The following is a 12383-nucleotide window of genomic DNA, read 5'->3' as shown; positions in this document are numbered from 1 at the left end:
TTGAACTTAACCTAATGAACCGCCGTATACCGAACGGTACGTACGGTGGTGTGAGAGGTCGGTAGATGAATTAATCATCTACCTCCTACTCGATTTTTATGAAATCTTTTCTTCCAACCTCAATTTATCGGCTACCATTGCTATAAACTCGCTATTTGTAGGCTTACCTTTTTCATCATGTACAGTATAACCAAATAAACTGTTTATAGTATCTACTTTTCCTCTACTCCAAGCTACTTCGATGGCATGTCTTATAGCTCTTTCAACCCTGCTTGGAGTAGTATTATATTTCTTGGCTATAGAAGGATACAATCGTTTTGTAACCGCACTTAATAATTCTACATTTTCCACTACCATACCTATAGCATCTCTTAAATATAAATAACCTTTAATATGAGCAGGAACTCCTATTTCGTGAATTATATTTGTAATTTTAGCCTCTAGACTCTTCCCACTATTCACAGGACTAATAAAACTAGGCTTTAAATCTACTTGTTTTCTTTTTTCTACAATAGATGGCATTGAACCTATTAACTGTCTTATCCTCTTCATAAATACATCAAAATTAAAAGGTTTTACCACATAATAATCGGCTCCTAAAGCTATTGCCCTCTGAGTTATTTTATCTTGTCCAACTGCAGATAAAACTATTATTTTTGGGAATTTATCTAATTCTAGAGTACACAACTTTTCTAGTACTCCTAGACCATCAAGATGTGGCATAATTATGTCTAAAATTAATACATCTGGCAACTTACCTTCTATTAATTCTAATGCTTCTAAACCGTCTTTTGCTATCCCAACTACTTCTACATCATTTTGTGTTAATAAAAATTGATGTAAAATATTACAAAAATCTTTATTATCATCAGCAATTACTATTCTAATCTTTTGATTTTCCACTTTATTCCCCCCTGAATTATTTATTTCCTTTTTACTATTCGACAAAAATTATATATATCCTTCCTGCATTTCTAATTTTAGTCTGGATCAAAGTTTTAACAAAATTTTTGTTCTAGTTTTAATCACAAAAATCACAAAAAAAAGATATGGTATCCCATATCTACCATATCTTATTCTACTTGTGCAAATTCCTTATTATTTGTATATTTTATACCTGATTGTTTTAACATCCATTCAATATAAAGTCCATAACCTTTTGTAGGATCATTTATAAAAACGTGCGTAACCGCACCAATTATCTTCCCATTTTGTATTATAGGACTCCCACTCATTCCCTGTACTATACCACCCGTTTTTTTAAGCAAATTCTTATCTGTTACTTTAATAATCATACTTTTTTGATTAGGCACTAATTGTTTTTGAACCTTTACTATCTCTACTTCATACTTATTTATCTGTTCATCTTCTACCGTTGTTAAGATATAAGCCTTACCTTCTCTAACTTCACTCTGCAATCCAATCGGCAATGGTTTATTATAAATATTGTTACTAATATCTTTGTGTAAAACCCCGTATATACCAAATTTAGTATTCTTCTCTATTTCACCTATCTTATCTCTAGACTCGAAAAAAATACCTCTTAATTCTCCGGGCAATCCTTTTTTCCCTTGTTGAACAGATGACACTCTAGCTGTCATTATTTGTCCATCTTCTACAGGTAATAAAAATCCTGTATCAATATCTGTAATCCCATGTCCTAACGCTCCGAAAATTTTCGTTTTTGGATCGAAAAAAGTTAATGTTCCAATCCCAGCAGTTTTATCTCTTATCCATGCCCCTAATTTATATTGTCTTTCATCTCTACTTTTTATAAGTCTGACCTCTGTAGTAAATATCTTACCTTTCCTTTCAATCTTAACTTCTACAGTTTCATTTTTTGCATTATTCAAAAGCTCAATTACATGATCTGAATCTTTTACTTTTACTCCATTAATTTCTAAAATAGCATCTCCTTTTCTAATCCCTGCTTCTCTAGCAGGATTATGTTTTTTACCATCCAATCCTATTATATCCGAAAAAGCTACAACAATTACTCCTCTAGTATCAAGTTTAACACCTATTGAATGTCCTCCTGGCATAAGATAAACCTTATCTATAACATTTACTTCAATATTTTTTAATGGTAAAAAACCTAATAGTTTTATTCTTATATTACTTTTGCCCTTAGTTAAAGACTGAATTTCATATTGTTTTTTAAAAGGTACATAATTCCCATTTTTTCTTTCTAATACAATTATTTTTTCTAATTCTCCTATATTATCTATCGTAAATGGGAATGATATTTTAAAATCACTTTTTTCTCCTTCTATTATCTCTATTTGAGAGGGAAAATGGCAGTACATATAACTCTCAAATATAATTAAAAATAACAATAAGGCTAAAAACATTTTAGCTAATCTCGTTTTTAAATTATACAAAAAAATCACACTCCCATTTTCCCTTGTACGATTATGCTAAAGTTTAAGCAAACATACCTTGAGAAATATCTGTATATATAATTTGAACTTTTTTGTTTATAAATATGTTATATAATAATTAGAAATTTATTAACTAAATTCTTTTCTGCTAATTTATTGAAAAAAAATAAAGCATCCAATATTAGGATACTTTATTTTTCTTATTACTCGCCATCAGCATTTCATCTGCTAATTTTTTTGTCATCTCTGTCAGTTTAGTACCACCTAAAAGCCTTGAAATTTCATTAACTCTCTCTTCATAATTTAACTTATTTATTTTAGCTACTACTTTTCCTTCTATTTTTTTCTTCTCTATGTAAAAATGTGAATCTCCAAGCACAGCAATTTGCGGTAGATGAGTTATACATATTATTTGATGAGTTTGAGAAATATTCCTAATCTTTTCCCCAACAATCATAGCCGTTTTACCACTAATTCCTGTATCAATTTCATCAAAAACTAAACATGGAATATTATCCACATCGGCTAAAATCGTCTTTATTGCCAACATAATTCTGGACAATTCTCCACCTGAAGCAACTTTATTTAAAGGCTTTAAAGGCTCTCCAGGATTTGTAGCTATTAAAAATTCCACTCTATCTAGACCTTTTTCGGTAAAATGATCTAATTTTTCAAAACTAACTTCAAATTTTGCATCTTTCAAATTCAATTCTTTAAGCTCATTAGTAATCTCCACTTCTATTTGCTTTGCTATTAGTTTCCTTTCATTAGAAAGTTTTTCACATATAACATTTAGTTTCTCTTCAACTGAAGAAATTTCTTTCTTAATATTTTCTATTTCTCTTTCATTGTTTAAAATAACTTCCAATTCATAAGATATTTTATCCCTATATTTTAATATCTCTTCAATATTACTACCATACTTTCTTTTTAAATTGTTTATTAAATCTAATCTTTCTTCTAATAATTTAATCCTTTCTGGATTATATTCAATCGTCTCTTGATATAGCCTTAGTTCCGTCGCAATATCCTTCAATTGATAATAAATAGTCTCAATTATATCATTATACTCCATAAATTTATCATCATATTTAACTATTTTAGCCAAATTCTTAGATACGCTGCTAATCTGATCAAGCAATGACGTTTCATAATAATCATTTGAATTAATGCATTCCAATATATTATTTATAATATTTAACAAATCTTCAGCATTACTTAGTAAATTTAGTTCACCTATTATCTTTTCTTCTTCATCAATTCTTAATTCAGCCGAATCTATTTCGTTTAATTGGAACTTTAATAAATCTATTTTTCTTTCCTTTTCCATCTCATCTATCCCAATTTCTTTTAATCTGTTTTTCAATTTTTTAAGCCTATCAAATTCTTTTTTCACATCAATAATCAGACTTTCTATATTTTCTTTACCTAATGAATCAAGTAATTCTATATGATTTTCAACTAATAATAAAGATTGATGTTCATGTTGCCCATGTAAATCAACTAGCTTTTTCGTCAGTTTATTTAACATACTAAGAGTAACTACTCTACCATTTATTCTAGATATACTCTTTCCAGAAGAAAAAATTTCTCTTGATATCAACAACATATTATCTTGTTCAAATTCTATACCGTATTCATCTAATACATCCTTAATATTTTCAAGTTTCTCTAAATAAAACAATCCTTCAATGAAAGCTTTATCACAACCAGTTCTTATATAATCTCTACTAGCTCTTCCTCCTAATAGTACATTAAGTGCATCAATCACTATCGATTTACCAGAACCAGTTTCTCCTGTAATTATATTAAACCCTTTACTTAATGTTATTTTCATCTTATCAATTATGATAAAATTGCTAATATTTAACTCAAGGAGCATTTTTATTCCCCCTGTTATTTCATAAGGTTTTGAAAAAACTGCAATACCTCAATCGTTTTTTCTGTTTCACTTACTGCAATAAAAATTGTATCGTCTCCTGCTATCGTACCAACAATATTATCTACTTTCATTGAATCGATAGCAAATCCTGCAATTTGAGCGGCTCCAGGTATAGTTTTTAATACTAATAAATTCCCAGCAATATCCATAGACGTAATAGAATTTTTAAAAATAGTAATTAATCTCTCTGTTATACAATCTTGATTTTGCTTTAAAGTTGCATATTTATATTTACCATTACTTGTCATAACCTTAACTATTCCTAATTCTCTTATGTCTCTAGAAATAGTAGCTTGTGTAACTTCAATCCCTTGTTTTTTTAATAAATCTGCTAATTCTTCTTGAGTTTCAATTTCATTTTTTTCTATAATTTCGAGAATTTTAGTCTGCCTCGCATATTTCTTCAAAACAAGCCCCCCTCAAGGCTAATACTTTTCAATAGACTTTTGTTTAATTAGAGATTCATATGCGACATATCTACGATTTTCTTTATAAATAAATCTCTATCTATTGCTATCCCTTTTTTCGATTTAACAATATGTGCTAAATACTCAATATTCCCTTCTGCTCCCTTAACTGGTGAATAAGTAAGACCTATCATATGAAAGCCTATTTCTTTGCAAAAATCAAATATGCTAGTTATAACTTCTATATGCGTTTTCTTATCTCTTACTACACCTTTTTTCCCTACCTTATCTCTACCTGCTTCAAATTGTGGTTTAATCAATGCGATAATATCGGTATCTTCTTTAACTAATTTATAAACAACAGGTAAAACTAATTTAAGTGAAATAAATGAAACATCAATTGTTACAAAATCAACTAATTCGCCTATATCTTCTGGTTTAACATATCTAATATTCGTTCTTTCCATAACTATAACTCTATCATCATTTCTTAATTTCCATGCCAATTGTCCATATCCAACATCAACAGCATATACCTTTTTAGCTCCATTTTGCAGCATACAATCAGTAAAACCTCCAGTTGAAGCGCCAATATCCATAGCTATTTTACCATTAATATCTATCGGAAATGTATTTAAAGCCTTTTCAAGTTTCAATCCACCTCTACTTACATAAGGTAGAGGATTTCCTTTGACAACAATATTGCTATCAACATCTACTTTTGTTCCTGGTTTATCAATTTTTTGTTCTTCTACATATACTATTCCCGCCATAATATATTTTTTTGCCTTTTCTCTTGTTTCTACTAAACCTTTTTTAACCAATAGTATATCTATTCTTTCCTTATTAGCTTTCATCTAAACCTCCTTACACAAACTTTTAATAGAATCAACAATCTTTTCTACGCTCATATCACATAAATCATATAAATCTTCCACATTACCATGCTCTATAAAAGTATCAGGGACCCCAATATTTAAGACTTTTCCAGTATAATTTAACTCTAATAATAAATCATTTATTAGACTACCAAACCCGCCAATTTTAACATTGTCTTCCATAGTTACTATAATACTATGCTTTTCAGCTAAATTAGAAATTAGTTCTCTATCTAATGGCTTAATAAATCTCGCATTAACTAATGTCGGATTAATATTATCATTCTTTAGATGTCCTACAACTTCATAACCGTACTGTACCATCTTTCCAACTGCTATTATAGCAATTTCTTTACCATTAATTAAAATTTCTCCTCTACCATATTCTATTTTATATGATTTTGTAATTTCGCTCAAATCACTACAATAACCTCTTGGATATCTTATTGCCAAAGGTTTATCAAAATCAACTGCAAATTTTATCATTTCTTTAAATTCTAATAAGTCTTTAGGAGCCATTATAGTCATATTAGGTATATGACTCAAATACGAATAATCAAAAACCCCATGATGTGTCTCACCATCATTTCCAACTAATCCCGCTCTGTCGATAGCAAAAACTACCGGTAATTGTTGTATACAAACATCATGAACTACTTGGTCATATCCTCTCTGTAAAAATGTCGAGTATACTGCAAAAAACGGCTTCATTCCATTTGCTGCAAGTCCAGCTGCTAATGTAACACCATGTTGTTCTGCAATTCCTACATCAAAGAACCTGTTTTTTAATTCCTTTTTAAATTTGTCAAGTCCTGTACCACTAGGCATAGCCGCCGTAATAGCAACTATTTTCTTATCTTTTTTAGCTAACTCTAAAAGAGTTTCTCCAAATACTTCTGAATATTTAAGTTTATCTACTTTTTTCTTAAACTTTCCAGTTTCAATTTCAAATGGACTTGCGCTATGATATTTATCTGGATTTCTTTCTGCTGGTCTATATCCCTTACCCTTTTTAGTTAAAACATGAATCAAAACAGGGCCATCAACATTTTTAGCTCTTTTAAGTACGCTAATTAGAGAATCTATATTATGTCCGTCAACAGGACCTAAATACTTGAAACCCAATTCTTCAAATATCATTCCTGGTAAAAGAAAATACTTCAAACTATCTTTTGCTCTTTCAGCAGTCTTAAACACTTTTTTACCAATTGCAGGAATACTACTCAAGATGCTCTCAACATCCTCTTTCATTTTAAAATATGTTGGATCTGTTCTTATTCTATTTAAATATAAAGATAACCCGCCTACATTTTGAGAGATAGACATCTCGTTATCATTTAATATAACAATCAGCCTAGTTCCTAAATGCCCTGCATGATTCATAGCTTCAAAAGCCATACCAGCAGTCATAGCACCGTCTCCAATTACACAAATAACATCATAATCTTCGCCTTTTATATCTCTGCTAATTGCAAAACCCAATCCGGCTGATATTGAAGTAGAACTGTGTCCTGTTTCGAAAATATCATGAATGCTTTCTTTCCTCTTTGGAAATCCACTAATACCTTTAAATTGCCGAATCGTATGAAATTTTTCTTTTCTACCTGTAATTATTTTATGTATATATGATTGATGTCCAACATCCCAAATTATTTTATCTTTAGGACTATTGAATACTTTATGTAGAGCAAGAGTTAATTCTACAACTCCTAAATTAGAAGCTAAATGGCCGCCAGTTTGTGAAATCGTTTCAACGATAAAATCTCTTATTTCTTCAGCCAGTCTTTCTAAATCCGCTGTTTTAAGTTGTTTAATATCATTAATGTCATTTATTCTATCTAACAATTTAGCCAATTTAGTCATCCCGCCTTTTACCTCTTTTTTTTCTTTTTAAATCTGGTAGTAAATCTATTCCAAATTTTTTATCTAAAATCATTAAAATTTTAGATGCGAATTCTATTATCTTATTAGTTTTTTGTAACGCAAATTCTTTGCCTAATGCTTTGCCTCCGACAGTCATAGATGCTATAATACTACTAATAATGACACTAATAATAGCCGCATTCTTAAAATCATATAATGAAATAATCTTAACTACAATTATTGTTCCAGCTGCTCCACTAATTATACCTGCTATATCTCCAATTACATCATTGCAAAAATTAGACACAATACCCGCATTTCTAATTAATTTTAATGCATATCTTGCTTCTGCAACTTTATTTGAAGCCATAGAATGAAATGGTTTCTCATCTGCAGCTGTAACAGCCGTTCCAATTATATCGAAAATAACACCCAACAATATTATTAAATTCAAAACAATCGTGGCTGTTAATAAATCTAAATTTCTCATCAGATTTTCTGATAATAAGCTAACAAGAGTTGCTAATAAAAACGTCCAAACTGATATTACTAAAATCCATTTTATATTATATCCACTTTTCTTTCTTTTTTTGTTAACACTACCGCGATTACCAGGTTTAGGCAATTTTATACCCCCAATTACCAATAGAAATAAAGCTGATAGCTAAAGCTATCAGCTAACTTGGAGTGGTAGTATGCTGAGTAAATCTTGCGGCTTAAGGTCTAGCAGGATTTCCCAGATGAGAACTGCATGTCGCCATAGCAGCGGTTTCCCTTTAATCTCATCTTTACCTTGTCGCCAAAGGTAAGGCTAGATTGCCACTTAGTCCGCACTGTAATCCTCAGTATACCTCATAACGAGCAGTCTAGGAGTTTTCCTCCACAGCCATACTAATTCCTAGCCTCTTTTGCAAAATAGGTTTCAACAGCAATACTTCTCATTCTAGGGCCCTTAGAAATCGAAGTTTAACTGTTATCCACCTATTTCACTCAAGGCAGGCTACGCTGCATGTAGCTATACACCACAATGCAGGGTATCTCATGCATAAGCATGAGTCTCCACGGAGGCAGGGTCAACGCCCACATGCCATTGTGGATCGCCCCATCCTCCTTACTCCCAGAAACGACCCCCGACTGGGCGTCAGCAGCCGTAACCAGGAACTTCATCGATATGCCCTTTGACGGATTTTTAGCCCCGCCTTCAGAATTAGCTGGTCTGACTAGAATACTGCACCACTCCAAGTAAATGATATTATAGCATAAACAATTCCCTAATTCAAATTCTTATTATAGAATATAAACTAAAAACAACCAAAAAACCAAATATATACAAATAAAATTAGTTTTCTCTATAGACTAAATAATTGGCTAGCTCTTCAAAAAATTTTACCTTTTCTTTATCAAAACTGTCTAATGCCATAATAGCACTTTTACATAATCGCTCTGTCTCTCTAATAGCATCCTCAATTTCATAAAAAGATAAATACGTTACCTTATTATTTTCCTCATCACTTCCAACTCTTTTACCTAATTTTTCTGAATCTCCAATTCTATCTAAAATATCATCTCTTATTTGATATCCAATTCCTATTGCCCTGGCATAAGTACTTAAACGTTCTAATTCGTCTGAAGATGCCCCACCAATTATTGCTCCAGAAAGTATTGATGCTTCTATTAATGCAGAAGTTTTTTTCTCATGTATATACAATAGAGTATTCTCGTCTATATTCCTTCCTTCCGAAATTATATCTACAACCTGTCCACCAATCATTCCAAAAACACCAGCAGATTCTGCTATTACTTTTAATGCCTTAATTTTTCTTTCAGATTTATCAATATCATTTATAATGTCATTTATCATCGTTTCAAAAGCCAAATTTAACAAACCATCACCAGCAAGTACCGCAATCCCCTCGCCAAATACTTTATGATTAGTTAGCTTTCCTCTTCTATAATCATCATTATCCATAGCTGGTAAATCATCATGTATAAGCGAATAGGTATGTATCATTTCTATTGAAAGAGCGAAATTAATAGCATCACTGTATTTTCCACCAACTAATTCACAAGTTTTTAATACCAATATCGGTCTTAATCTTTTACCGCCTGCAAATATGCTGTATCTCATTGCTTCAAAAATTTTTTTCTGTGGCGTATTATAATTAGGCAATATTTTATCTAGCTCTTTATCTATTATATTTTTGTATTTTTCTAATTCCTGCTTTAATTTCATACTATCCTCCTATATGCTACGTTGTAAAATCTATTTCATTATATTCCCCATCTTCTTTTTCTACAATCATCTTAATCTTTCCTTCAGCTTCATTTAATACTTTTAAACAGTAATTATATAATTCAATGCCTTTAGTAAATTCTTCCATCGTCTCTTCTAAAGTAAGTTGACCACTTTCTATCCTTCTTACTATATGCTCTAATTTTTCTAATGCCTCTTCAAATTTGATATTCCCAACTTCTTCTTTCACTTACTATCAACCCCTAAAGCACTGGACTTATCTATAACCTTTACTTTTATAGAACCGTCATTTAATATTAATGTCAAAATTTCTCCATTAATTACATCATATATGCTTTTTACTATTTCTCCATCTTCTTTTATCGGTATTGCATATCCTCTATTTAAAATCTTTTTAGGATTCAAACTATTAAGTCTCTCATTTAATAAATTAATACTGTTCAAATTATTACTAATATATTTATCAAAACTATTCAGCAGTTCCCTGTAGCAATATTCCAATTTTTGCCTTGTAGCCGTAATTTTTTCTATAAATCTACTACTTGATATCGATGCCTTATAATTTTTTATTAAATTTTCCTTATTTTTAATATAGCCTTCATATGATTTTATTAATCTTTCATATTGTAAAAAAATCTTTTCTTTTAATTCAATTATATCAGGAACTACTAATTCAGCAGCAGCTGATGGTGTCGGCGCTCTTAAATCGGCTACATAATCTGAAATTGTAAAGTCCGTTTCATGTCCAACCGCAGATACAACAGGTATTTTAGACTCATAAATAGCCTTTGCAACTATCTCTTCATTAAACGCCCACAGTTCTTCAATCGAGCCACCGCCTCTGCCAACAATTATTACATCAATATCATCCATTTGGTTAAAAAACTTTATAGCGCTACTTATTTCATCAGCTGCTCTAACTCCTTGTACTAATACAGGATAAATAATTATGTCAACAGAGGGTAATCTCCTTCTCATAACTTTTATTATATCTCTAACAGCAGCCCCTGAAGGAGAAGTTACTACCCCCACTTTCTTTGGTATATAAGGAAGCCTCTTTTTCTTTTCTTTATCAAATAGACCTTCATTTTGCAGTTTTTTCTTTAATTGTTCAAATGCTAAGTACAATTCTCCCAATCCAACCGGTTTAATGTTTCTTACATACAGTTGATATATACCATCTCTTTCATATATCGAAACATATCCAGACACAATTACATTTAGTCCATTTTCAATATTAAACTTAATTTTTTCAACTTCACTATTAAACATTACACAATTAACTTTAGATTTTTCGTCTTTTAATGAAAAATATAAATGCCCATTTTTATGTTGTTTTAAATTTGATATCTCACCCTCAACACTAATAGAATTTAAAATCGGATCATTAATTAGAACCCTTTTTAAATAATTGTTTAATTCACTAACTGTTAAGGCTCTAAATTCCATCTTTTCTTAAATGCCTCCAATGTATTCTCTAATAACATAGTAATAGTCATTGGACCTACTCCTCCAGGAACTGGAGTTATCCAAGAAGCTCTATCTTTTGCTAAATCAAATTCTACATCACCAACTAATTTCCCATCAACCTTTGTAGTTCCTGCATCGATAACTACTGCTCCCTCTTTAATCATTTCTCCTTTTATTATCTCTGGTTTACCAACTGCTGAAACTAAAATATCTGCCTCTTTAACATGTTTAGCCAAATCTCTAGTACGCGAATGACATATTTTTACAGTTGCATTCTCATTCAACAGTAATATAGCTGTAGGTTTCCCTACGATATTACTTCTTCCAACAACAACAGCATTTTTCCCTTCAATTTCAATACCAGTTTCTTTAATCAATCTTATAATTCCTTTAGGAGTACAAGGAACAAAACTTTTTTCACCTAAAAATAAATTCCCAGCATTTATAGCATGAAAACCATCCACATCTTTTTCAGGTGAAATTTTATAATTTACAATATTTTCATTAATTCCCTTTGGTAAAGGTAATTGCACTAATATTCCATCTATTTTATCATCTTTATTCAATTTTTCTATTAATTCAATTATTTGATCTTGAGTAGTATCTTCACTTAAACGATGAACTTCTGAGTACATACCTATCTTTTTACATGCTTTTTCTTTCATTGAAACATAAGTATGTGAAGCTGGATCATGCCCAACTAAAATTACTGCTAATCCAGGAACTTTTCCATATTTTTCTTTAATCATCTCAATCTCTTTAGCTAAACCAGCTCTTATATTTTTAGCAATTTCTTTACCATCAATAATATTGTTTTTCATAAAACTCCCCCTCCTACAATTAGCGTAGTGTCAAAAGTTTAGAGCAAATTTGACACCCAAACATTGAAATTTGAATAATATATAGGTTTGGTTGTCTCCCCCCTCTTTGGATATACTTTAAGTAGCACCAAAAATATAAAAGAAATACAAAAGAAAGGAGAGACAAACCAAAAATGAAATCTTTAATTATTAACTTAACAAATACTATCAGAATTCTTTATGTTTTAGTAATTTATCTTCTAATCCCATATTTTAAAAATCCTATAAAACCTAGAACTAATAAACCAATAAGCAAACCATATAGAAAAATCGAAGTTGATACCGAACTTCCTATTATAGAAACAATTGAAGTTCCTAATTATAAAGA

Annotated in this window: 12 protein-coding genes; 1 reads left to right on the top strand and 11 read right to left on the bottom strand. The window is 30.5% G+C overall.

Annotated elements, in window-relative coordinates:
- Window positions 1-96: 96 nt before the first annotated feature.
- From spo0A to folD, 11 genes are all read right to left on the bottom strand, one after another.
- Window positions 97-903, bottom strand: a complete 807-nt coding sequence (spo0A, locus tag BUB51_RS09765) for a sporulation transcription factor Spo0A (RefSeq protein WP_035161139.1) — start codon at window positions 901-903, stop codon at window positions 97-99.
- 170 nt (window positions 904-1073) lie between these two features.
- Window positions 1074-2381: a SpoIVB peptidase gene (gene spoIVB, locus BUB51_RS09760; RefSeq protein ID WP_242945584.1), complete on the bottom strand. Its 1308-nt coding sequence runs from the start codon at window positions 2379-2381 to the stop codon at window positions 1074-1076.
- Between the two features lie 181 nt (window positions 2382-2562).
- Window positions 2563-4263, bottom strand: coding sequence for a DNA repair protein RecN (gene recN, locus BUB51_RS09755; protein ID WP_073197427.1), 1701 nt, complete (start codon window positions 4261-4263; stop codon window positions 2563-2565).
- A 14-nt stretch (window positions 4264-4277) separates the two neighbouring features.
- Complete coding sequence (locus tag BUB51_RS09750) at window positions 4278-4730, bottom strand: arginine repressor (RefSeq protein ID WP_035161143.1); 453 nt, start codon at window positions 4728-4730, stop codon at window positions 4278-4280.
- A 47-nt stretch (window positions 4731-4777) separates the two neighbouring features.
- Complete coding sequence (locus BUB51_RS09745) at window positions 4778-5587, bottom strand: TlyA family RNA methyltransferase (protein ID WP_073197425.1); 810 nt, start codon at window positions 5585-5587, stop codon at window positions 4778-4780.
- A complete protein-coding gene (gene dxs / locus BUB51_RS09740) occupies window positions 5588-7471 on the bottom strand; it encodes a 1-deoxy-D-xylulose-5-phosphate synthase (protein WP_073197423.1) in 1884 nt (627 codons plus the stop codon).
- A complete protein-coding gene (locus tag BUB51_RS09735; protein ID WP_073197421.1) occupies window positions 7464-8096 on the bottom strand; it encodes a hypothetical protein in 633 nt (210 codons plus the stop codon). Before BUB51_RS09735 ends, dxs begins: the two co-directional genes overlap by 8 nt.
- 714 nt (window positions 8097-8810) lie before the next feature.
- The gene (locus BUB51_RS09725; RefSeq protein ID WP_035161149.1) at window positions 8811-9704 is read right to left on the bottom strand and encodes a polyprenyl synthetase family protein; all 894 of its coding nucleotides are present in this window, start codon (window positions 9702-9704) and stop codon (window positions 8811-8813) included.
- A gap of 16 nt (window positions 9705-9720) precedes the next feature.
- The gene (locus tag BUB51_RS09720; RefSeq protein ID WP_073197419.1) at window positions 9721-9954 is read right to left on the bottom strand and encodes an exodeoxyribonuclease VII small subunit; all 234 of its coding nucleotides are present in this window, start codon (window positions 9952-9954) and stop codon (window positions 9721-9723) included.
- On the bottom strand, window positions 9951-11174 hold the full coding sequence (gene xseA, locus BUB51_RS09715; protein WP_073197417.1) for an exodeoxyribonuclease VII large subunit: 1224 nt from the start codon (window positions 11172-11174) through the stop codon (window positions 9951-9953). Before xseA ends, BUB51_RS09720 begins: the two co-directional genes overlap by 4 nt.
- Window positions 11156-12016, bottom strand: coding sequence for a bifunctional methylenetetrahydrofolate dehydrogenase/methenyltetrahydrofolate cyclohydrolase FolD (gene folD, locus BUB51_RS09710; protein ID WP_073197415.1), 861 nt, complete (start codon window positions 12014-12016; stop codon window positions 11156-11158). Before folD ends, xseA begins: the two co-directional genes overlap by 19 nt.
- A 173-nt stretch (window positions 12017-12189) precedes the next feature.
- Between folD and BUB51_RS09705 the strand changes: the two genes are divergently transcribed.
- The coding region (locus BUB51_RS09705) for a hypothetical protein (protein WP_200791939.1) at window positions 12190-12383 on the top strand (194 nt) is incomplete at its 3' end.

Source organism: Caloranaerobacter azorensis DSM 13643, assembly GCF_900129995.1.
GTDB lineage: Bacteria > Bacillota > Clostridia > Tissierellales > Thermohalobacteraceae > Caloranaerobacter > Caloranaerobacter azorensis.
This window is presented reverse-complemented; position numbering and strand designations above follow the sequence as displayed.